This window comes from Pseudomonas sp. P1.31, from assembly GCF_001269815.1.
In the GTDB taxonomy this organism is placed as follows: domain Bacteria; phylum Pseudomonadota; class Gammaproteobacteria; order Pseudomonadales; family Pseudomonadaceae; genus Aquipseudomonas; species Aquipseudomonas rustica.
Map to the genome: position 1 here is coordinate 45,383 of NZ_LHVN01000026.1, position 22,933 is coordinate 68,315.

Genomic DNA, 22,933 nt, shown 5'->3' on the forward strand with positions numbered 1-22,933 from the left:
AACCTGCTCCTTCTCGGCACATCAAACCTCGCCTCACCACGACAGTTGCACCTGCAACACATCGCTGTACGTCCCCCCAGGCTGATTGCCCGGCAATTGCACCTGACCGTAAATCGGCAGGCGGATGTTGTTTGCATCGCTGTACGCCACCGCCACGCTCTGGCCGATGCCCAGACTCTGGCTGTACGCCGCATCGCGGAACAGCGTGTACGCCACTCGCGCGCTGCCGCTATTGACCTGCATGTGCCGGCCACTGCTGTTGTACTGGCCGCCATCGACGCTCATGTTCAACGTCACCCCCGGCGTGCATTGCAACTGCACGCCGCCAGTCAGTGCGACCTGCACCGTGCCGGTGGCCAGCGCCGACCGTGAACCGAAATTCAACCCGCCATAGTTCGACACCCCGCCCACCACCAGGCACCCTGCCGTGACCGTGGCGTTGACCTGAAAGCTCTGACTGGTCGCCGCCGTCAGCGGCAGCGGTGCACTGCCCGCACAGAGCAGGAGCAACGCGATGCCGCCATGGCGAAACATGGCATCAGAACGTCAGTTCAACAGCGACGGTGTCGGTGTAGGTGCCGGCCGGCAAACCGGCCTTGCCCACGGCCTGACCATAGATATTCACGGTCTGCGCGACACCGGTACTCGCGGCGAGATTGATCGTCCCGTCGATCGCCAACAGCTGCGAATGCCCGGCATCGGTGTAAAAGTCGTAGGGCACGTAATTCGCCACGCCGTCGTACAACGCACGGGTGCCGCCCGGCGACATGCCGTCATGGGCACCGGCGCGCACTTTTACCGTCGGCGTGGTGCCGCTGGAGCACAGAATCGACAGCGCCCCGCCGCCACCGCCCAGCACTTGCCCGGTGGCCGTGGTGAACAGGCTGTTGGCGGTGCCGAAGTTCAAGGCACCGAAGTTCAGACCGGTGGAGCCACCGGCGCCGTTGACCTGACAGCTGCTGATCAGGATCAGGCTGGAGGTGATCTGGCCAGTGACCGTGGTGGCTGCATTGGCGCTGGAAACCAGCGCCAGACCGAGCAGCGGCAAACCTATCCTTGATGCAAACGTACGCATGGTGTCCGTCCTCTACGGGGTTACCAGTCGAGCGTCACCGTCAGGGTGTCGGTGTAGACCCCTGCCGGAACCGCGCGGGTATTCGCCACCACCGAGCCAAATACCGGAATGGGTATTTGCGCAGCGCTGGTGACAGCGAAATTGTGTTGTTGGCCGATGCTGTAGCTCTGCGCGCCCGAGGGGTCGAGAAACAGCTGATAAGGGAGGGTCTGGCGACCGTTGCTCAGGCGCCGGGTGTTGCCGTCGCCATGGGTGCCGCCGTCGATGGTGACGGTAAAACCGGTGACCGAAGGGTTGCAGGCGACGTTGAGTTTGCCGCTGGTGTCGCCGTCGAGGGCTGCTTTGATCGGCGCGTTCCAGGTCGGCCCCTGCTGACCGAAATCCAGCGTGCCGAGATCGCTGACCGGGCTGGCGGGATTGGAGGTGTTGGTGACTTCGCAGCCGGCGATCAGGATCAGCCGCGCGTGGATCTGCCCGCTGACCGCTGCTTGCGCATCGTCCGCGAGCAGCGCCAGCGTACCTGCTGCCATGACCATCCAGTATTTGCCTGCCATTGCGCCCGTCCCTACTCCTTCAGCGACTGCATCCATTGCGCTCATCATTGAGCACTGCGTTGTTGCTGTCCGTTGCGATCACCAGGTGACCGTGACTTTCACTACATCCGAATAGCGGCTGACTTTCGGCACTTGCGCCAGCCGCTCGATCCGCGCATACAGCGGCAACTCCACCGTGCCGGTGTCCGGCACTCGCCCACTGACCGCTACGTCCACCACCAGCGGCACTCGCCGCGCCGCATCCTGAAACAAGCGGTAAGGAATCGGCTTGCTGCCCTCCGTCCCGGCCATGTACCGCACCTCGCCAACGCCGCCGTGCAAACCGCCGTCAACGCGCATCTGATAAGGCGTGTCCGGGTTGCATTCCAGCCGTGGCAAGCGTTGATTGGTCAGCGCCGCACTCAATGGCCCGTCAGGGTCGTCGAGGCGCGCGGAGCTACCAAAGTCGAGCACGCCAAGCTGCTCAATCCCGGCCTCGCGCTGCTGGCCGATCAACTGGCAGCCGCGCTGCACGTCGACTCGCACTTCGACCTGTAGATCCGCCGCGTATGCAGGTGCAGCAAGCACACCCAGCAGGCCCATGACCACTCGTTGTTTCACTGCGCCATTCCTTGTCAGCACTGGCTTGCGCTGTCGTGACTGTGTTTCAGGTTAGCAACGCACGGCGATTGCGCCAGTCAATTGGATCCATGGATCGGCCCGGTTATGTTTCGAAAGGTTGGCAACACGCGGAAAATGTTCTGTCACCGAACGGCCTCGACAGCCCGAGGTAGAAGCCGTTGACGTCGCCTGGTTACAATGTCGCGCCGCACTCCGGGGAGGCGGCATGACCGATACGGAGTGACCGCAGAGTGCCCGCCCGACCGCCGAAACGATCACACCTGAGCCAACGCTGGCCGGTGCTGCGCCGCTTGTTCGGCAAGGGCATTGGCGCCAGCGCCGGGCACGAGGCGAGCGCACAGTCGATCCGCGATTATTTCCGCAACAAGGCGCACCAGCAGGGTTACACCCTCAGCCACAGTCAGCAGCGCGTCATCGATTGCATGGCGCAACAGGCCAGTCTGCTGTTCGGCGCCACCGCACAAACCCCGCCGAGCCTGTACCTGCACGGCGCGGTCGGGCGTGGCAAGAGCTGGCTGCTCGACGGTTTCTTTCAGGCGCTGCCGATTACGCAGAAGCGACGGCTGCACTTCCATCAGTTCTTCGCGCAATTGCATCAAGGCATGTTCAGCCATCGCGAGCAGGACGATGCCCTCGCCACCACCCTTGATGAGCTGCTGCAAGATTGTCGGGTGTTGTGTTTCGACGAGTTTCACGTGCATGACATTGGCGACGCGATGCTCATCACCCGGCTGTTCAAAGCGCTGTTCCAGCGTGGAATTCTGCTGTTGGTGACCTCTAACTATCCGCCTGAAGGTTTGCTGCCCAACCCGCTCTATCACGCGCGTTTCAAACCGGTGATCGAGTTGATCAATACGCGCATGCAGGTCATGGAAGTTGGCGGCCCGCATGATTACCGCAGTCTGGCGCGCAATCATGAGCATCAAGTATTTACCCATGGGCATTATGTCTGGCCGGGTACGGCCGATCAGCGCATGGCCCTGAACCTGCCGGCACAAGATGCCCCGCCATTGTCGCTGGCCGTCGGTACCCGGCATTTTCGGGCGCGACGGTGTGACGACAGAAGCGTGGCTTTTACCTTTGATGACCTGTGCGAGCAGCCGACGGCGGTGATGGATTATCTGGAGTTGTGTCGGCGCTTCGACCACTGGGTGATTGATGATTTGCCACTGCTGGGCGACTGCTCGATTGCGGCGCAACAGCGCTTCATTAATTTGATCGACGTGCTTTACGACCAGGATAAACACCTGACGTTGATTGGCCGCTTGTCGCTGTGCGAAAGCCTGGGCGGCGATGCGATTGATCTGGGGCGTACGCGTAGCCGGTTGGGGCAGCTTCAGGTTATCCCTCAACTAGCCTGACGCCAGCCTCTGTAGGAGCTGTCGAGTGAAACGAGGCTGCGATCTTTTGACCCTCGGTTTGCCAAATCAAAAGATCGCAGCCTGCGGCAGCTCCTACACCTGCATTAGCTTCTGCCGTTATCATGGCGGTCATTTCGGCGCCTTGCGCTTGTCCTCTTTCTAAAGTGAACACCTACATGCATACCCTTGCTCAATTGCGCGCCGGCGAGTTGTCGGGCATCACGCGGCTGGATCTGTCGTGCGGGCTGACCGAGTTTCCGCGCGAGATTTTCGAGCTGGCCGACACCCTCGAAATCCTCAATCTCAGCGGCAATAACCTGAGCAGTCTGCCGGACGATCTGCACCGTCTGACCCGCCTGCGCGTGCTGTTCTGCTCGGAAAACCCGTTCACCGAACTGCCCGCCTGCCTCGGCCAATGCGCGGCGTTGACGATGATCGGTTTCAAGGCCAACCGCATCGTCAACGTTCCCGGTGTCGCGCTGCCGCCGCTGTTGCGCTGGCTGATCCTGACCGATAACTGCATCGAAACCCTGCCGAGCGAACTGGGCGAGCGCCCCTATCTGCAGAAGCTCATGCTGTCTGGCAATCGTCTGCAAGCGCTGCCGCCGTCGCTGAGCCAATGCCACCGACTCGAGCTGCTGCGCATCTCCGTCAACCAATTCAGCGAATTGCCGCAATGGCTGCTGAACTTGCCGAGCCTGACGTGGCTGGCCTACGCCGGTAATCCGCTGGAAACCGAAGCCGATGCTGCCGCCCTCGAAGCCACGCCACTGATCGACTGGTCAGCGTTGCGTCTGGAGCAGAAGCTAGGCGAAGGTGCCTCCGGGGTGATTCATCGGGCGATCTGGCAACGTGCCGATCACAGCGAAGAGCCGGTCGCGGTGAAGTTGTACAAAGGTGAGATGACCAGCGACGGCTCACCGCTGCACGAGATGAACGCGTGCATCACCGCCGGCCTGCACCCGAATCTGATCCGCGTTGAAGGGAGAATCGACGGCCACCCCGACGGTCAGCAAGGCTTGGTCATGCAGTTGATCGATCCGAGCTTTCTCAATCTCGCCGGGTTGCCAAGTCTGGCGTCGTGTTCGCGGGATGTTTACGCCGATGACCTGCGCTTCACGGCTGACGTTGCGCTGCGCATTGCCAAGGGCGTTGCCTCGGCGGCGGAGCACCTGCATAAGCAAGGCATCACCCACGGCGACCTCTACGGCCACAACATTATGTTGAACGACCGAGGCGATTGCTTGTTGGGGGATTTTGGCGGGGCGTCGTTCCATGCCACGACGGATAACGCGCAGACGCAGGCGCTGCAACGCATTGAAGTGCGGGCGTTCGGGGTTTTGTTGGGGGAATTGCTGGCGCGTATCGATTCGGGGTTGAGTGAAGAGCGGCGTTTGCAACTGGAGGAGCTGGAGCGGCGTTGCTGTCAGGCGGATGTGCTGGCGCGGCCGGGGTTCGGTGAAGTGATTGAGGTATTGGAAAACCTCTGACAGCTAAAAAGATCGCAGCCTGCGGCAGCTCCTACAGAGAACGCGATCCCCTGTAGGAGCTGCCGCAGGCTGCGATCTTTTGATCTTTAGCCAGCCAGACCCACAAACATATCCTGCACGTCATCATGGTTGTCGAGGCCTTCAAGGAACGCCTCAACTTCAGCCATCTGCTCATCGCTCAACCCGGTCACCGGGTTTTTCGGCTGGTAGCCAAGCTTGGCCGACAACACGGTGAAGCCTTGCTCCGGCAGGGCTTTCTGCACGGCATCAAGGTCAGTCGGGTCGGTCAGGAACAGTGTCGCGCCGTCTTCGCCCGGCTCGAAATCCTGAGCACCGGCTTCGATCGCGGCCATTTCCGGATCGGCGTCCGGGGTGTCCGGCGACGCTTCGATCATGCCAACGTGATTGAAATCCCACGCGACCGAACCGGAAGCGCCCAGTTGGCCCTTGCGGAACGCGACGCGGATTTCGGCGACGGTGCGGTTGACGTTGTCGGTCACGCACTCGACGATCAGCGGCACCTGGTGCGGGGCGAAACCTTCGTAGGTCACGCGATGGTATTGCACCGCTTCACCGAGCAGACCGGCGCCTTTCTTGATCGCGCGATCGAGGGTTTCTTTCGGCATCGAGGCTTTCTTGGCCTGTTCAACCACCAGACGCAAGTGTGCGTTGGTGGTGGTATCGGCACCGTTACGCGCAGCAATGGTGATTTCTTTCACCAGTTTGCCGAAGATTTTGCCCCTGGCGTTGGCTGCCGCTTCTTTGTGTTTAACCTTCCACTGTGCGCCCATTACTCACTCTCTTGATCTGTGGCGCCGAGACATCTATTGGCCGACGCGTGGCGCCAAGTTTATACGGCCTAAAGTCGGCAATCGACCAAAAATATTGATTGGCGAATCGACATCTTCACCACAACGTGTAGGGCGATTCTGAAAAGCTGCCTTGCGGTGACTATTCCGCGCTGCGGTTTCGTACCCTCTGCCGTCCGTATTGACCGACAGAACCTGTACGAATGCTCAATGACATGGAAAGTCCCTTCACCCTGACCCTGATCGATGGCGGATTGTGCCTGCCGGTGGTGCGTTTCAGCGGTGATGAAGCGCTCAATCAGCCCTTTCGCTTCGAGGTCGATGTCATTGGCCTGGCGCCCGCCGTCCTGCCCGACAGCTTGCTGGAGCAACCGGTGTATTTACGCCTGAGCGAGCAGCACGGTGTGCATGGCCTGATCCACAGTGTCCGTTGCGAACATCGCGGCACGCACCGGATCGGTTATCGATTAGTGCTGGTGCCTTATCTGCAACGTCTGGCGCAATCGCTTAAACGCCGGGTGTTTGTGCAGTTGAGTGTGCCGGCGATCCTTGCACAATTGCTCACCGAGCATGGGCTGCCAAAGAACAGCTTTCGCATCGAAATGACCGTCGGCCACTACCCCGTGCGGGACTTTTGCATTCAATACGAGGAAAGCGACCTGGCGCTGCTGCAACGTCTGTGTGAAGAGGAAGGCATCCATTATCACTTCCAGCATCGGCCTGACGGGCATGTAGTGGTGTTTGCCGATGACAGCCTAAGCCTGCCGCAGGAACCTACGCTGCTGCCCTTCAGTCTCGACGATGACACGCCGTCGCCACGGGTCAGCGCGCTGTTTCAGCAACATGACGCCGCGCCAATTCGAGCGCTGCACAGGGTGCGCAATCGTGGCCAACAGGCGTCGGGCGAGGACTCGGCCAATCAAACCGTGCCTGTCCTCGCACCGCAGATGTTGTCCATTGAACAACGTCATGCCGAACAGCGCAGCCGCCGCCATCTGGAGCGCCAGCGCTGCCAGTACCGCTCGATTCACGGTCGCTGCGACAGCCCCGGATTGCACAGCGCCGACCTGCTGCAAGTGACCGAACACCCGGTCAACACCTTCAATGAGCAATGGTTGATCACCTCAGTGCGCCATCAGGGTCAGCAACCTTGCATCCTTGATCCAGCGCCGAGTGTGTATCGCTATCACTGTGATTTCACGGCTTTGCCATGGTCGACGGATTTTCGCCCGGCGCTGAAACAATCACGGCCGAGCATTCCGGGGATTCACTTGGCACGAGTGCTCGGCACGAAGGGGCAACCATCGAAACTGGATGACAAGGGGCGAATCAAGGTGAGTTTGTGGCCGAGGCCAACATCGCCTGATTCTGAGGGGATTTGGCTGCCGATTGCGTTGACCAACGCCAATGGCCGCATTGCCGCGCATGAGTTGCCCCGTGCGGGCAGTGAGGTGTGGGTGAGTTTTCTCGACAGCGATCCGGATCGACCGATTTTGTGTTTGGGAGCGCAGCGCGAATCCGCGCCGGTTGAAGCACCGCCAGCACGCGACAGCAGCCTCTTACTCGACTGGCTGATCAACCGCTCCTGACCACAAATCGAGACCTGTAGGAGCTGCCGATGGCTGCGATCTTTTGCTGTTGATTGTAAGAAACAAGATCAAAAGATCGCAGCCTTCGGCAGCTCCTACAGGGGTTGTTTTCAACCCTTCAGGCTTTGTCGGCTTTGCCGGCGGCAGCGGCGAATTTCGCCAGGCGCACGTCCAGATGCCGTGGCCGGTGGCCGTGATCTTCGGCGCGTTCCTTGCGGCGGATGGCGTTGCGCACCATCAACGAGCCCAGATAACGAATCGGCTCCGGCGGGAAATACCCCAGCGGCCCGTTCACAATCGGCGAGCGCGTCCAGGCGTTATCCAGCCCCTGCACCAGCGACGCCAGAATCTGCCCGCCCATATGACAAGGCCCAACCCCGCTGCCGGAATAGCCAAACCCGTAAAACACATTACCGCTGCTGCTCATCTGCCCAAAAAACGGCAAACCGGTCACCGAGCGATCCGACGGCCCGTTCCACGTCGCATCGACTTTCACATCGCTGAACGCCGGGAAGAAGTCATCCAGACTGCGCTTGAGCAACCCGGCATACGGCGACGGCTGATCGAACACCGGCAGCATCCGCCCGCCAAAGGCAAAGGTGTTGCCGCCCTTGCCAAGCATGATCCGGCCGTCCGGGGTGTTGTGGTAGTAGTGCACGAAAATCCGCGAATCGAGCACGGTGACACCGCTGGTCAAACCGATCTCCTGCAACAGATCCGGGCGCGGTTCGGTGATCAGCATGTCGCTGGAAACAATCGCCACGCTGCGTTCGAACTGCGGAAAGGCCCGGGCCATCCATGCGTTCATCGCCAGCACCACGCGGTCGGCGATGATGTTGCCGTTGGGCGTCTGAATGCGCGCCGGGCGCCCTTCCTCCAGCCCGGTCATTGCTGTGTTTTCATGGATCGTCACGCCCAGTTGCAACGCCACGCGGCGCAATCCGCGCACCAGTTTGCCCGGTTGCACACTGGCCGCCGCTGGCGAAAACCAGCCTTCCAGATGTTTGCTGGAACCGGCCATGCGCTGCACATCCGCGACCGGCCGCTGGGTGAACGAGTTGATGCCGTTACGCTCCAGCGCCGCGATCACCGCATCGGTCGAGCCGATTTGCGCGCGGTTGGTCGCGGTGTATAGCGTGCCGTCGAGGCGGTAATCGGCATCGACGCCGTACTGCTCGCAAAACTCGCCGATCGCATGAATGCTTCGCTCGGATTCCTTGACCAGACGCACCGCCTCCTCGACGCCAAACAGGCGTTCCAGGGTGAAATATTTCGCCGACCATGACAGCGCACAACCGCCGTTACGGCCACTGGCGCCAGCGCCGCAGATGTCGGCTTCGATCAGCCGCACATCGAGTTCAGGGTTCTGTTGCTTGAGCATGATCGCCGTCCACAACCCGGTGTAACCGCCGCCGACGATGCACACGTCGGTGCGCACTTCGCCTTGCAGCGGCGGGCAAGTCTCGGACGTATCAGCCTGCAAGGCCTGCTCCAGCCAAAACGGTCTCATGGGATTTCTCCAGTCAGTGGGCCACGGCGCAGCCTGCCGCGAACGTCGCAGCAGGCCACACGGCAGCGGGTTTTCAGGTACGCAGAGGTTTGATGGTCAGCGGGCAATTGGGGATCGAGGCGCGCGGTTCCATGACGCCGACCGGGCGGCTGTTCCAGTGCGGGATCAGCACCAGTGCCGAAAACAATGCGCAACCGGCGAAGACGATAAACACCGTCACCGAGTCGAAGTAACCCGGCAGCAAACCGCCGAGCACCGCACCGACCGAGCCGCAACCGTTAACGAAACCGGCCGCCGTGGCGCCCGCCTTGGCTTTACCGAAATCGATGGCGGCTGCACCGCTGATCATCGAGTCCGGGCCATACAGGGTCAGGCCCATGACAAACAGCAGCGCGACCACCAGCAACACACTGCCGGTTTGCAGCGCGGCCATAAACAGCGCCAGCGTCACGGTCAGCGCGAGCAAACTGATGACGCAGGCCGGCATGCGCCGCGCGCCGAACAGTTTGTCCGAGGCCAGACCGATGAGGATCGGCCCAAGCAATCCGGCCAGTTCGAACGAGGTCGGAATAATCGCCGCGCCGACCTTGCCGACACTCGGCATCTGTTCAAACACGATCACCGGGCCCCATAACAGAATCGCGTAACGCGCCGGTTTCAACATGAAATACGCCAGACCGAGCACCAACACCGTGCGGTTGCGCAGGATTTCCTTGAGCGGCTCCCACACGCTGAGTTTGCTGTTGGCTGCGGTTTCCTCAGCGGTCAGTACCGGCTCCGGATCGACTTCCGGCAGGCCGACGTCTTCCGGTTTATTGCGCTGGAAGATAAAGAACAGTACCGCGACCACCGCCACCACCACCGCGCTGGAAATAAACGCCGCGTGCCAACTGCCAATCAGCGTATACGCCCACCAACCGGCGAACGGCGAGGCCACCAGTCCACCAAACGCGTAGCAGGAACTCCACAAGCCGAGCACCCGCCCGCGTTCTTTCGCGGGAAAGAAACTGCCAAGGTTTTTACACAACCCCGACCATCCGGTGGACTGCGCCAGGCCTTGTATCAGCATGCAAGTGGCGAAAATCGGAAGTGTGGCGTAACTGCCCATCACCAACGCGGCTGCGGCGGAAATCAGCAAGCCGCCGAGCACCACGACCCGTGGGCCAAAGCGGTCGGCGAGCATGCCCCAGGTGAATTGGCCCACGGCATACGCCGCCAGATAGATGGCGTCGAGGTTGGCCATGGCCATTTTGTCGAGCATGAAGGTCGGGTCTTCGGCGATGCCCAGTTTGGCCACCGAAAAGGCTTTGCGGGTGAAGTAGAAAGCGGCGTACGCAAGCCAGGTAATCGCGAAAATCTGCACGCGCCAACGTGCGATGGTGCCGATGTGCTTGTTCATTGTGGTTCTGACCTCAGGGTGTGAGTGTGCCGGCAGAATCGTTAAGCAAAACGCCTGTGTTTTTATTGTTGAGCACTGCGATATCACCCTTCCCTCTGGCGATACCGGTCAGATGAGGCCTGCTGTTGCACGCACAGGCTCATGGCCAACGCCGCTGCTCAACCGAGCAGTCAGCGATGGCGTGAGCCGATCAAAGCAATTACTGTTTAATAAATAAAATCGATTTATCGTATTTCACTCATAAGCTCAGCTTGTTACTGAACTGATCTCGCACCAGGAGTCGCCATGGCAGTCTCCCACGCCCAACTCAAAGCCTTCCACGCCGTCGCGGTGCATGGCAGCTTCACCAAAGCCGCCGAGCGGCTCTACCTCACGCAACCGGCGATTTCCGACCAGGTGCGCAAACTGGAAGAACGCTTTGGCGTTTTGCTTTTTCACCGCAATAAACGTTCCGTGCGCCTGACCGATCTGGGCGAACGCTTGCTGGCGATCACCCAGCGGCTGTTCGTGATCGAAGCCGAAGCGCAGGAATTACTCCAGGAATCCCAGGCCTTGCAGACCGGTAGCCTGATTCTGGCGGTGGATGCACCGGTGCACGTGCTGCCGCAGATCGCGCGGTTCTGCGAGCGCTATCCGGGGATCAGCGTGAAGATCGAGACCGGCAACACCGACGAATCGCTGTTTCGCCTGTTCAACTATCAGGCCGATCTGGCCCTGCTCGGGCGTGATGTCAGCGATGAACGCTTGCTCTGTGTTCCGTTGCGTAACGATCCGATGGTCGCGTTTGTGTCGCGTAATCACCCGTGGGCCGAGCGCGAGTCGATCTGCCTGGCGGATCTCGATGACACGCCGTTGGTGTTGCGCGAACACGGTTCGGTAACCCGGCAAACCCTGGAAGAAGAAATGGCCCGGGCCGGGTTTCGCATACGTCCGGCGATTCAGGTCGAAGGCCGGGAAGCGGCGCGTGAGGCCGTGGTGGTGGGGATTGGTGTCGGGGTGGTGTCGGCGGCAGAATTTGGGGCGGATTCGCGGGTGTGCGCGTTGCCGATCATCGACTGCACGCGACGCCTCACGGAAACGTTGGTGTGCCTGCGCGAACAGAGTTCGCGGCGCGTGGTGGCGACGTTTCTGGAGATGGTGCGCGAGAGTCTGGCGTAACGTCGGAATTTTCGTATTCAGTCGGATCGAGATCGTCGGCTACACTGGCGCCTGAGCTCCTGTGACAAATTATTTCCCAACACCTTTCGCAGAGTTGCGATCACGGAGTCGAAGAACGCATCGTGAAAAAACTAATCAATTCCGTTCGAGATCATTTCTGGAAGAAATGGATTCGCCAGCACGATTGCAAAGTCGCCGGTGGCATTTCCTCGTTGCACAAGCGATCCAGGCTGACGCTCGAGGAGCACGTGTCCATCGGCTATGTGGCCATCGAGTCGAAACACCTGACCATCGGTGCGCACACCTACATTCGCAGCGATTGCGTGCTGTCCGCCGTGTCCTCGATTGGGCGGTTCTGCTCGATCAGCACCCGCTGCTTTATCGGCCAGCAAAAGAGTTCTCACCCGACAGACTGGCTCAGTTCCCATCCCTTCCAGTACACCGACACCGCCCTGACCTTCGACCCGGTGGTGGCCGACGTCACCATCGGCCACGACGTGTGGATCGGGCACAGCGCGATGATTCTTGAAGGGGTGCAGATCGGCACTGGCGCGATTATCGCGACGCGTGCGCTGGTGACTCAGGATGTGCCGCCCTACGCGATCGTTGCCGGTACGCCGGCAAAAATCATCAAGTATCGGCATGACCCACAGACCATCGAAAGGCTGCTCAAGAGTCAGTGGTGGAATCTCGATGTGAAGCTGTTGCAGACGCTGCCGTTGAACGACCCGGCTGCCGCGCTGGATCTGCTCGAAGGTATGCAGTTGAAGCAGGCCGATTACCCGAGAATCGAGGTCACGCGCAAAACTACAGCGATCCTGCCGGCGCAAGCGCAGTTGGCGATTGCCTGATTCAAGCCGGTGCCAAACCGAAAAAAGCCTGAATCAAGCGCAATTCCCGCCGCCGCTCCATGCAGCCAATCATGTGCCGGTTGACCAAGCCGTCGCCGACAATCGGAATCGCCACCACGCGCGGGTCATGGCTGACCTCCACCGATGACACCACGCCGACGCCCAACTCGGCGGCCACCGCTTCCGTCACCGCCTCGCGGCTGTCCAGCTCCAGCAGCACACGCGGATGGATTGCGGCCTGCGCACAGGCCTCGTCAAACGTTCGCCGGGTGATCGAACTCGGTTCGCGCAGCACCATGATCACTTGATCCAGCTCCTTGAGTTTCACCTCGCCTTGGCGGGTTGCCCACGGATGCGCGGCGGGCACCAGCGCACAGATGCGCGACTCGCTCAGCGCTTGCAGGTGCAGGCCTTTGCGCGGTTCGACTTCGGTCAGCACCGCGACGTCCGCGTGCTCGGATAACAGTGCCGCGAGGGTTTCCTGGGCATTGCCCAAACGCAGATTCACCGTGATCCCCGGATAACGCGCGCGCAGGCTCGCCAACATCGGCATGACCATGTGCGGACCGTCCGCCGCCACTTCGAGGCGCCCGGTGAGCAATTGCCGATTGGCTTCGAGCATGGTCTGCGCCTCTTCCGCGAGGCCAAACATCGCGCGGGTGATCGCCGCCAGTTTGGTGCCCTCCTCCGTCAACTCCACCCGTCGCGCGGTGCGCCGCAACAGGGTGATCTGGTAGTGCTCCTCCAGCGCCTTGATGTGCCCGGTGACCGCCGGCTGGCTGATGAACAATCGCGCAGCGGCGCGGGTGAAGCTGCCTTCGCGGGCCACGGCGTCGAAGGCGCGCAGTTGGAACAGGTTCATGGATAACTCTCACTGATGGCTGGCATAACAACAAACAATTTGATTGATGCAACGCCGAATTGCAACGTATGCCCCGTAGCTTCATCCCACAGCGCTATCCGAGGACACACGAATGAGTATTGCCGAACCCATCCTGCTCACTCCCGGCCCGTCGACCACTTCGGCCCGCACCCGCCAGGCGATGATGGTCGACTGGGGGTCATGGGATGACCGCTTCAACCAACTGACTGCCAGCCTCTGCGAACAATTGCTGGCGATCCTCAACGGTGCCGCCACTCACCATTGCGTGCCGTTACAGGGCAGCGGCACCTTCGCCGTCGAAGCGGCCATCGGCACTCTGGTGCCGCGCGACGGCAAAGTGCTGGTGCTGATCAACGGCGCATACGGCAAACGTCTGGCAAAAATCTGCGAAGTGCTCGGCCGCTCGTTCAGCACCTTCGAAACCGCTGAAGACGAACCGACCACCGCCGCTGACGTCGACCGCTTGCTGCGCGCCGACAGTGATATCACTCACGTCGCGCTGATTCATTGCGAAACCAGCACCGGGATTCTCAATCCGCTGCCAGAGATCGCCCACGTCGTCGAACAGCACGGCAAACGCCTGATCATCGACGCCATGAGCTCCTTCGGCGCCCTGCCGGTGGACGCACAGAAAGTGCCGTTCGACGCACTGATCGCCGCGTCCGGCAAGTGTCTGGAAGGCGTGCCGGGGATGGGTTTCGTCTTCGCCCGCAAAGAGGCGCTGGCCGCTGCGGCTGGCAATTCGCACTCGCTGGCGATGGATCTGTTTGATCAACACGCTTACATGCAGAAAACCGGTCAATGGCGCTTCACCCCGCCGACCCACGTGGTCGCGGCGCTGCATGAAGCCTTGCTGCAATACAACGAAGAAGGTGGGTTGCCGGCACGGCACGCCCGTTACGCCGCCAACTGCCAGGCGTTGATGGAAGAGATGGGCAAGCTTGGCTTGCGCAGCTTTCTGCCGGCAGCGATTCAGGCGCCGATTATTGCCACGTTCCATGCGCCGAGCGATCCGCGTTATCAGTTCAAGGACTTCTACGAACGGGTCAAGGCCAAGGGTTACATCCTTTACCCGGGCAAGCTCACTCAGGTTGAGACCTTCCGTGTCGGCTGCATCGGTCATGTCAGCCCCGACGAAATGCGCCAGGCCGTGGCGGCTGTTGGTGAAGTGCTGCGTGAGATGGAAGTCCTCGACATCTAACCCACACCACAAATCCCTTGTGGGAGCGGGCTTGCTCGCGAAAGCGGTCGAACATTCAACATTGATATCGACTGATCCGACGCCTTCGCGAGCAAGCCCGCTCCCACAGTTTGAATTGCATTGCCAAATCAGGAATTTAATTGCCATGAACTACGTCAATCCAAGCAAGCTGCAAGCCGCGATCCTCGACTGGGCCGGTACCGTGGTCGATTTCGGTTCGTTCGCGCCGACGCAGATTTTCGTCGAAGCCTTCGCCGAATTCGACGTGCAAGTCTCCATCGAAGAAGCCCGTGGCCCGATGGGCATGGGCAAGTGGGATCACATCCGCACCCTCTGCGATCAGCCGCAGGTCGCCGAGCGTTATCGTAAAGTCTTCGGCCGCACGCCGACCGATGACGATGTCACCGCGATCTACAACCGCTTCATGCCGCTGCAGATCGAGAAGATCGCCGAGCACTCGGCGCTGATTCCCGGCGCGCTGGAAACCATCGCCAACCTGCGTCAGCAAGGGATCAAGATCGGTTCCTGCTCCGGCTACCCGAAGCAGGTCATGGACAAAGTCGTCGAACTGGCCGCCACCAACGGTTATGTCGCTGATCACGTGGTCGCCACCGACGAAGTGCCGAACGGTCGCCCATGGCCGGCTCAGGCACTGGCCAACGTGATTGCCTTGGGCATCGACGACGTCGGCGCCTGCGTGAAGATCGACGACACCGTGCCGGGCATCCTCGAAGGCCGTCGCGCCGGGATGTGGACGGTCGCGCTGATCTGCTCGGGCAACGCGCTGGGCCTGGATTACGAAGGTTTCCGCGCCTTGGGCAGCGATGAACTGGCCAGCGAACGCAAGCGCATCCACGCGCTGTTCGAAAGCTCGCGTCCGCACTACATGATCGACACCATCACTGATTTGCCGGAAGTGATTGCCGACATCAACAAGCGTCTGGCCAAAGGTGAGATGCCGCAATCGAGCTGATTGCCCGGCCCGCAGTAAACAAAAACGCCAGCGTCTGCCCGACGCTGGCGTTTTTTTTCATGAAACCCGTGATTCAGAGCATTGAAAGTCCGATCAGCCTCAGGCAAATCCGCCAAAGCGGATTACAGTTAAAGCATGCCGTCGCGCTAGAACGGCAGTTTTGACCCTGATCTGTGAGGAAACACCGTATGCCGTGGACAAGTTCCGAATCTCGCTACAGCACCGTGTCGGTTCTGCTGCACTGGCTGATGCTGGTGTTGTTGGTGCTGGTGTATGCCAGCATGGAATTGCGCGGCTTCTTCCCCAAAGGCAGCGGCGGCCGCACGCTGATCCGCGAAGTGCATTACATGCTCGGCCTGACCGTGTTCGTGCTGGTGTGGTTTCGCCTGCTCGCGCGCAGCCTCGGCCCGGCACCGAAAATCTTCCCCGCCTCGCCACAATGGCAAACCGTACTGGCGCGGCTGATGCACTGGGCGTTGTACCTGTTCATGATTAGCATGCCGATTCTGGGCTGGCTGATCACCAGCGCCGAGGGGCATCAGGTGATGTTCTATGGTTTTGATCTGCCGCTGCTGGTGGGTGAGGACAAAGCCTTCGCCAAACAGGTGGAGGGCTGGCACGTGCTGATCGCCACGATCGGTTACTGGCTGATCGGCCTGCATGCGCTGGCGGGGATCTATCACCATTATGTGGTGAGGGATAACACGTTGCTGCGGATGATGCCGAAGCGCGGGTGAAGTACCTGCGGTTATGCAGTTCATTGTGGCGAGGGGATTTATCCCCGATGGGCTGCGAAGCGGCCCCAAAACCTCAGCATGCGGTGAGTCAGGCTGAACTATGGTGGCTGGATTGGGGGCTGCTTCGCAGCCCATCGGGGATAAATCCCCTCGCCACAAAAATCTCACCTATCGGGGCTGGAAACCGCGTCTGCCTTGTAGGCCGCCGGTGTGGACGAAGACCAGTCGTGTGCCACTGGCAAATCTGCCCGCGTCTATCTGTTCCTTGAGGGCCAGCAGCGCTTTGCCGGTATACAGCGGTTCCAAGGGCACACCGCTAGCCTGTTCGGTCTGTTCAATAAACGCCAACAACCCCGGATCAACCTTGGCAAAACCACCTCGGCTGGCATCAATCAATTCATACCCCGCATCCACCCGCCCCGCTTCTCGCAGAATCGACTCAACCTGCGGCGCCACACCGTGATCTTCCGGCACCGCCAACGCACCATAAACCGTATGCGCCCCCGCCTCGGCAAGCACCAATCCCGCCAACGTCGTCCCGGTGCCGCACGCCAGCCACCAGCCGTGGTAATCACTCCAGCCCAATGAATGCAATTGCGCGTCGACCTGCTCCTTAAGCGTCACGCAACCGAGCGCACCCGATAGTCCCCCGCCACCCTCCGGCACCGCGTGCAACTCTGGATACTGCGCCCGCCACGGTAACCAGAACCCCGGCTCATGCCGTGCCCGGTAACCGGCAAACCCCAACCAATGCAGGTGCATGCCGAACGCTTGCAGATCCTTCACCGTCGGCGTTTCCTGCGCATGCCCGCGCAACAGCCCCACGGTTTTGAACCCCAGCCGTTTCCCCGCTGCTGCCAACGCATGCAAATGATTGGAGTGCGCACCGCCAAGGCTGATGATGCCTTCGGCGCCCGCACAGTCGGCGGCTTTGAGGTGTTCGCTGAGTTTGAACCACTTGTTACCGCTGATCAGCGGGTCGATCTGGTCGAGACGCAGGATCGCCACTTCGATGCCGGCGGCGGTCAGCCAGTCCAGATGAAGAGGTTCGAGGGGGGCTTGGGGTAGCCAATCGGAGGGAGGCAAAAGCATTGGCGGCTATTCAATCTGGACAGAGCCAGCATTCTAGTCGCTCATAGGCAGCCATCGCGAGCAGGCTCACTCCTACATTGGTTTTGCAGCGAACACAAAACCTGTAGGAGTGAGCCTGCTCGCGATGGCCATTGGCACTCTAGACCTGCGGAATCAAAGTTCGGCTGCGAGGCGCGAGCCTTGGTTGATCGCGCGTTTGGCATCCAGTTCTGCCGCGACATCCGCGCCGCCGATCAGGTGCACATTCTGCCCCGCCGCGACCAGACCATCGTGCAGCTCACGCAACGGATCCTGCCCCGCGCAAATCACGATGTTGTCCACCGCCAGCAATTGCGGCTCGCCGGTTTCACCGATGCGAATGTGCAGACCGTCATCATCAATGCTCAGGTATTCCACGCTGTTGAGCATCTGCACCTGCTTGTTCTTCAAACCGGTACGGTGAATCCAGCCAGTGGTTTTACCCAGACCGTCGCCGACCTTGGTTTTCTTGCGCTGCAACAGGAACACTTCACGCGCCGGTGCATGCGGCGCCGCTTTGATCCCGGCGACGCCACCGCGTGCTTCCAGTTTCGTGTCGATGCCCCACTCTTTCCAGAACGCGGCGCGATCCTGACTGGTCGCAACGCCTTCATGAACAAGGAATTCCGAGACGTCAAAACCGATGCCGCCCGCGCCGATCACCGCGACACGCTTGCCAACCGGTTTGCGCTCAAGGATCACGTCGATGTAGTTCAACACCTTGGCGTTCTCAACGCCGGGAATCGCCGGCAGACGCGGCGCGATACCGGTGGCGAGGATGATTTCGTCGTAGCCGCCTTCAACCAGTTTCGCCACATCAACGCGAGTGTTCAGGCACACCTCAACATTGGTGGTTTGCAGCTTGCGCTTGAAGTAACGCAGGGTTTCGAAAAACTCTTCTTTGCCCGGCACACGCTTGGCGATGTTGAACTGGCCGCCGATTTCGCTGGCCGAATCGAACAAGGTCACCTGATGGCCACGCTCGGCGGCCACGGTCGCAGCAGACAAACCGGCAGGGCCAGCGCCGACCACGGCAATCTTCTTGATCTGCTGCACCGGCAGATAGTTGAGTTCGGTTTCGTGGCAGGCACGCGGGTTGACCAGGCAACTGGTCAGCTTGCCGCCGAAGGTGTGATCGAGGCACGCCTGGTTGCAGCCGATGCAGGTGTTGATTTCGTCGGCGCGGCCTTCAGCAGCCTTGTTGACGAAGTCCGGGTCGGCGAGGAATGGCCGCGCCATCGAAACCATGTCGGCATCGCCTTCAGCGAGAATCTGCTCGGCGATTTCCGGGGTGTTGATGCGGTTAGTGGTGATCAACGGAATGCTCACCGATCCGCGCAGCTTGGCCGTGACCTTGCTGAACGCGGCACGCGGCACTTTGGTGGCGATGGTCGGGATCCGCGCTTCGTGCCAGCCGATGCCGGTGTTGATGATGGTCGCGCCGGCCTGCTCAATGGCCTTGGCCAGGGTGACGATCTCATCCCAGGTGCTGCCGCCCTCGACCAGGTCGAGCATCGACAGACGGAAAATGATGATGAAGTTCGGGCCCACCGCTTCGCGCACACGGCGGACGATTTCCACCGGCAGGCGCATACGGTTTTCGTAGCTGCCGCCCCAGCGGTCGGTACGGTGGTTGGTGTGCGCGGCGAGGAACTGGTTAATGAAATAACCTTCCGAGCCCATGATTTCGACGCCGTCGTACTCGGCGGTTTGCGCCAGCACCGAGCAAGTGACGAAATCGCTGATCTGCTTTTCGATGCCCTCTTCGTCCAGCTCTTTTGGCTTGAACGGATTGATCGGCGCTTGAATCGCGCTCGGTGCCACTTGTTTCGGGCTGTAGGCATAACGACCGGCGTGGAGAATCTGCATGCAGATCTTGCCGCCCGCGTCATGCACCGCGCGAGTAACGATGCGGTGCTTGAGCGCTTCTTCTTCGGTGGTCAGCTTGGCCGCACCAGAGTACACGCCGCCCTCGTCGTTCGGGCCAATACCGCCAGTCACCATCAGGCCAACACCGCCGCGCGCACGCTCAGCGAAGTACGCCGCCATGCGCTCGAAACCGCCCGGTTTTTCTTCCAGGCCGGTGTGCATCGAACCCATCAGGGTGCGGTTGCGCAGCGTGGTGAATCCCAGATCCAGCGGGGCCAACAGGTGCGGGTAATGAGCGGCGGTCATCGGTAACTCCACAACGAGCAATCACGGAAAAGTTGCGGGAGCTCTGCGTCCCCCGTCAGTCATGTTCGACAGACTAAGAGCCGCACCGTGATCACTCAATGACCGTAACTGACAACTTAATGATCAAAATGCACACCGCCTACGTCGGCGCTGGATCACTCGAACAGCTAAACCCGGACATTGCGCCCTGGCAACGATGTGCGCTGGCTGTTCTCCCAATCCTGCACCAACCCCACCGGCGCCTCTGACGGCGGCAACATCGCCCGCCCGCGCAGCAGATCACTGGCGCGTTCGGCGAGCATGATGGTCGGAGCATTGAGGTTGCCGTTCGGCTCGCTCGGGAACACCGACGAATCGATCACGCGCAATCCATCGAGGCCGTGCACGCGCAGTTCGGAGTCCACCACCGCCAGCGCGTCCTCGCCCATTCGACAGGAACCGCACGGGTGATAGGTGCTTTCGAGGTTTTCGCGGACGAAGGCATCGAGGTCTTCGTCGCTGTTAACCAAAACACCGGGGGCGATTTCGCTGTCGCGAAAACGATCCATGGCTTTCTGGCCGATGATCTCCCGGGTCAGGCGGATACAGCGGCGAAAACCTTCGCGGTCTTCTTCGCGTTGCAGGTAATTGAACTGGATCTGCGGATGCTCGTACGGATCCGCCGAGCGTGCGCGCACATAGCCGCGGCTCTTGGGTTTGTTCGGCCCGGTGAGCACCATGAAGCCGTGGCCCTTGATCGGCTTGTTGCCGTCGTAACGCATCGCCGCCGGCAGGAAGTGAAACTGAATGTCCGGCCAGCGCAAACCCTTGTCCGAACGGATAAACCCGCCGGCCTCGAAATGGTTGGTCGCGCCGAGGCCATCCTTGAACAGCAGCCAGCGCAAACCGATGAGCAATTTGCTCAGCGGATCCATTTTGCTGTTGAGGGTCACCGGTTCCTTGCAACTGAACTGGATGTACACCTCGGCGTGATCCTGCAGGTTTTCACCGACACCGGGCAGATCGTGGCGCACCTCGATGCCGGCCTTGCGCAGCACGTCGGCCGGGCCGATGCCGGAGCGTTGCAGCAGGTGCGGCGAGCCGATTGGCCCGGACGAAACTACTACTTCGCGCCGGCAATAGACCTCATGCGTCTGGCCGTTGTGGTCATAGCTGACGCCGACCGCACGTTTGCCGTCGAGGAGGATCTGCCGGGTCATCGCGTGGGTGATCACGGTGAGGTTCGGGCGCGCCATCGCCGGGCGCAAATAGGCGTTGGCCGTTGAACAGCGCACACCGTTTTTCACGGTCATGTGCATCGCGCCGAAACCTTCCTGCATGTAGCCGTTGCAGTCGTCGGTCTTGATGTAACCCGCCTCGGCGCCGGCCTGCACCCACGCGCCGTACAGCGGATTTTTCATGTGATTGCCGTTGGTGGTGTGCAGCGGCCCGGTCTGCCCGCGATAGTTATCGCCGCCCGCTTCATAGTGCTCGGCACGTTTGAAATACGGCAGGCAATTGCGGTAGCCCCAGCCTTGCGCACCAAGGGATTCCCATTCGTCAAAATCGCAGGCGTGACCGCGAATGTAGACCAGCCCGTTGATCGATGAAGAACCGCCGAGTACCTTGCCGCGCGGGCAATGGATGCGCCGTCCGTTGAGGAATGGCTCCGGTTCGGTTTCATAGCGCCAGTTGTACTTTTTAGTGTTCATCGGAATCGAAAAAGCGCTCGGCATCTGGATCACTACACTGCGATCGCTGCCACCGAATTCCAGCACCAGCACCGAGGTGTCCGGGTCTTCGCTCAAGCGGTTGGCCAACACACAACCGGCGGAGCCGGCACCGATGATGATGTAGTCGTATCTTTGCGTAGCCATGCTTATCTCCCGGCCGTCGATGGCTTGATTGCAGGCGACACGCGTCGCGTCAGCGAGTCGCCGGTGGTGTATTGCGGAGAGGTTTTTTCGATCTGGCGGATCACGGTTTCTTCACTCGCCAGATCGATCGAACGGCTGAACCAGTAGTACGCCAGCCCCGACACGATCAGCCCGACCAGCCAGGCGATGTCGATGCTGCCCAGCGCTCTGGCAAGCGGGCCGACATACACCTCGCGCTGCTCAACGCCGTCGTAGATGTAGAAAAACGGGATCATCGCGACAAACCCGATGGCGTACGCGGCAATGCCGCGCAGGCCCCAGCTGCCGTAGATGTTGCCCTTGGGCATGAAGAAGTGCGGGATGGCGTAGCGGCCCTTGCGCACGAAGAAGTAGTCAGTGAGGTTGACCGACGTCCAGGGCACCAGGAAGTACAGCATCACCACCAGGTAAATCCCCAGCACCGACAAACCTTTGCCCGTGCTTTGAATACTCAGCGCCACGCCCAATTGCAGGAGGATCACGAAGGTGATCGCCAGCACCCGTGCTTTGCGTGTGGGTTGGATTTTTTTGATCGAGTCGACGCACGTCAGCGTGGTCAGTTTGGCGCTGTAGATGTTCATCGCAATCACCGGCAGGATCGCCAGAATCGTGATCACCACCACGGCCGTGCCAACCAGTGGCGACATCACATTGCCGACCTGTCCGAGCGCTACCAGCACGTCGGTGGAATGCAGGTGATCGGCGAGCCAGCCGCCCACGGAAATCATCCACGCGCCGGACAACGAGGCGCCGACAAACACCACGGCAATCAGCTTGCCGCTGGAGGTGTTCTTCGGCAGATACCGCGAATAGTCCGAGACGTAAGGCGCGTAAGCGATGTTGTAGCTGGCGGCGGCGGCAAACTGCGCGATGAAACCGGTCCAGTTGAACCCCAGTGGCGGTGGCGCGATGTCCCCGGCGGCGAGCACGGGCAGCGGCGCATCCGGCACCCAGCCCATCAGCACGGCCAGCGTCACCAGACCGTACAACGGAATCGACAGGCACAACGCCCATTTGAAACTGCGGTGCATCCAGTCATGGCCGAGGATCGCCAGAATCGCCGCCGGAATCGTCACTGCCACGGCAACCAACCATGGCTCGAAACCGAACAGCGTGTGCATGCCCTGCATCATCAACACCAGATTGACGATGTTGAAACCGGCGAACACAAACAGCGTCGCCAGCAGCACCAGAATCACCCCGCGATAACCGAACTGCGCCCGCGACTGGATCATTTGCGGCAACCCAAGGTGCGGGCCTTGCGAGCCATGAAACGCCATGAACAGTGTGCCGAACATGATGCCCAGCGTGCCGGCGAGCGTCGTCCAGAGCGCGGTCAGTCCGACACTCGGGCCAACGAAACCGATGGTCATGGTGAAGAAAGTGAAGTTGCCCAGAAACCAGAACGGCCCCTGACTGGATAACTTGTCGGTGCGTTCGTTTTCCGGAATGAAATCGATCGAATGACCCTCGACGACAGGTTTGTCGCCGAGGAGTGACACACCAGGAGCGGCTTTGGCTTCTATGTTCATGATGGGCTCT

At 60.6% G+C, this 22,933-nt stretch carries 20 protein-coding genes; 8 read left to right on the forward strand and 12 right to left on the reverse strand.

Annotation, left to right across the window (positions count from 1 at the left end):
- Positions 1-33 precede the first annotated feature (33 nt).
- From AD669_RS16750 to AD669_RS16765, 4 genes are all read right to left on the reverse strand, one after another.
- On the reverse strand, positions 34-534 hold the full coding sequence (locus AD669_RS16750) for a spore coat U domain-containing protein (protein ID WP_053121733.1): 501 nt from the start codon (positions 532-534) through the stop codon (positions 34-36).
- Positions 535-538: 4 nt separating this feature from the next.
- Positions 539-1,075 (reverse strand): spore coat protein U domain-containing protein, encoded by a 537-nt coding sequence (locus AD669_RS16755; RefSeq protein WP_053121735.1) that lies wholly within the window; start codon positions 1,073-1,075, stop codon positions 539-541.
- Positions 1,076-1,095: 20 nt separating this feature from the next.
- Positions 1,096-1,629, reverse strand: coding sequence for a spore coat U domain-containing protein (locus AD669_RS16760; RefSeq protein WP_053121737.1), 534 nt, complete (start codon positions 1,627-1,629; stop codon positions 1,096-1,098).
- 78 nt (positions 1,630-1,707) lie between these two features.
- Positions 1,708-2,211 carry a spore coat U domain-containing protein gene (locus AD669_RS16765; protein ID WP_053121739.1) on the reverse strand — a complete coding sequence of 168 codons (504 nt, stop codon included), beginning with the start codon at positions 2,209-2,211 and terminating at the stop codon, positions 1,708-1,710.
- Positions 2,212-2,480: 269 nt separating this feature from the next.
- Between AD669_RS16765 and zapE the strand changes: the two genes are divergently transcribed.
- The gene (gene zapE, locus AD669_RS16770) at positions 2,481-3,611 is read left to right on the forward strand and encodes a cell division protein ZapE (RefSeq protein WP_053121741.1); all 1,131 of its coding nucleotides are present in this window, start codon (positions 2,481-2,483) and stop codon (positions 3,609-3,611) included.
- A 176-nt stretch (positions 3,612-3,787) separates the two neighbouring features.
- Positions 3,788-5,101 (forward strand): leucine-rich repeat-containing protein kinase family protein, encoded by a 1,314-nt coding sequence (locus AD669_RS16775; RefSeq protein ID WP_053121743.1) that lies wholly within the window; start codon positions 3,788-3,790, stop codon positions 5,099-5,101.
- Between the two features lie 86 nt (positions 5,102-5,187).
- Here AD669_RS16775 and AD669_RS16780 read toward each other — a convergent pair whose 3' ends face one another.
- Positions 5,188-5,892 (reverse strand): YebC/PmpR family DNA-binding transcriptional regulator, encoded by a 705-nt coding sequence (locus AD669_RS16780; protein WP_053121745.1) that lies wholly within the window; start codon positions 5,890-5,892, stop codon positions 5,188-5,190.
- A 221-nt stretch (positions 5,893-6,113) separates the two neighbouring features.
- Between AD669_RS16780 and AD669_RS16785 the strand changes: the two genes are divergently transcribed.
- Entirely contained in the window at positions 6,114-7,499 is a 1,386-nt protein-coding gene (locus AD669_RS16785; RefSeq protein WP_053121747.1) for a type VI secretion system Vgr family protein, read from the forward strand.
- 118 nt (positions 7,500-7,617) lie between these two features.
- Here AD669_RS16785 and AD669_RS16790 read toward each other — a convergent pair whose 3' ends face one another.
- Together AD669_RS16790 and AD669_RS16795 are read right to left on the reverse strand one after the other, a co-directional pair.
- On the reverse strand, positions 7,618-9,009 hold the full coding sequence (locus tag AD669_RS16790) for an FAD-dependent oxidoreductase (protein WP_053121748.1): 1,392 nt from the start codon (positions 9,007-9,009) through the stop codon (positions 7,618-7,620).
- Positions 9,010-9,082: 73 nt separating this feature from the next.
- Positions 9,083-10,408 (reverse strand): MFS transporter, encoded by a 1,326-nt coding sequence (locus AD669_RS16795; RefSeq protein WP_053121750.1) that lies wholly within the window; start codon positions 10,406-10,408, stop codon positions 9,083-9,085.
- A 285-nt stretch (positions 10,409-10,693) separates the two neighbouring features.
- Between AD669_RS16795 and AD669_RS16800 the strand changes: the two genes are divergently transcribed.
- Positions 10,694-11,566: a LysR family transcriptional regulator gene (locus AD669_RS16800; protein WP_053121752.1), complete on the forward strand. Its 873-nt coding sequence runs from the start codon at positions 10,694-10,696 to the stop codon at positions 11,564-11,566.
- Between the two features lie 122 nt (positions 11,567-11,688).
- Positions 11,689-12,417 carry a CatB-related O-acetyltransferase gene (locus AD669_RS16805; RefSeq protein ID WP_082341458.1) on the forward strand — a complete coding sequence of 243 codons (729 nt, stop codon included), beginning with the start codon at positions 11,689-11,691 and terminating at the stop codon, positions 12,415-12,417.
- Position 12,418: 1 nt separating this feature from the next.
- Here the strand turns inward: AD669_RS16805 and AD669_RS16810 are convergent, their stop codons facing one another.
- Entirely contained in the window at positions 12,419-13,279 is an 861-nt protein-coding gene (locus AD669_RS16810) for a LysR substrate-binding domain-containing protein (RefSeq protein ID WP_053121755.1), read from the reverse strand.
- Between the two features lie 112 nt (positions 13,280-13,391).
- Here AD669_RS16810 and AD669_RS16815 point away from each other — a divergent pair, with 112 nt between their 5' ends.
- The 3 genes from AD669_RS16815 to AD669_RS16825 all read left to right on the forward strand — a co-directional run bounded on the left by AD669_RS16815 (position 13,392) and on the right by AD669_RS16825 (position 16,211).
- Positions 13,392-14,501, forward strand: coding sequence for a 2-aminoethylphosphonate--pyruvate transaminase (locus AD669_RS16815; protein WP_053121757.1), 1,110 nt, complete (start codon positions 13,392-13,394; stop codon positions 14,499-14,501).
- A 145-nt stretch (positions 14,502-14,646) separates the two neighbouring features.
- Complete coding sequence (gene phnX / locus AD669_RS16820) at positions 14,647-15,474, forward strand: phosphonoacetaldehyde hydrolase (protein WP_053121759.1); 828 nt, start codon at positions 14,647-14,649, stop codon at positions 15,472-15,474.
- A gap of 188 nt (positions 15,475-15,662) precedes the next feature.
- A complete protein-coding gene (locus tag AD669_RS16825) occupies positions 15,663-16,211 on the forward strand; it encodes a cytochrome b (RefSeq protein ID WP_053121761.1) in 549 nt (182 codons plus the stop codon).
- Between the two features lie 168 nt (positions 16,212-16,379).
- Here AD669_RS16825 and AD669_RS16830 read toward each other — a convergent pair whose 3' ends face one another.
- From AD669_RS16830 to AD669_RS16845, 4 genes are all read right to left on the reverse strand, one after another.
- A complete protein-coding gene (locus AD669_RS16830; protein ID WP_053121763.1) occupies positions 16,380-17,303 on the reverse strand; it encodes a 1-aminocyclopropane-1-carboxylate deaminase/D-cysteine desulfhydrase in 924 nt (307 codons plus the stop codon).
- Positions 17,304-17,456: 153 nt separating this feature from the next.
- Complete coding sequence (locus AD669_RS16835) at positions 17,457-19,496, reverse strand: NADPH-dependent 2,4-dienoyl-CoA reductase (protein ID WP_053121765.1); 2,040 nt, start codon at positions 19,494-19,496, stop codon at positions 17,457-17,459.
- 167 nt (positions 19,497-19,663) lie between these two features.
- A complete protein-coding gene (gene betA, locus AD669_RS16840) occupies positions 19,664-21,352 on the reverse strand; it encodes a choline dehydrogenase (RefSeq protein ID WP_053121768.1) in 1,689 nt (562 codons plus the stop codon).
- Between the two features lie 2 nt (positions 21,353-21,354).
- The gene (locus tag AD669_RS16845; protein WP_053121770.1) at positions 21,355-22,923 is read right to left on the reverse strand and encodes a cytosine permease; all 1,569 of its coding nucleotides are present in this window, start codon (positions 22,921-22,923) and stop codon (positions 21,355-21,357) included.
- Positions 22,924-22,933 lie beyond the last annotated feature (10 nt).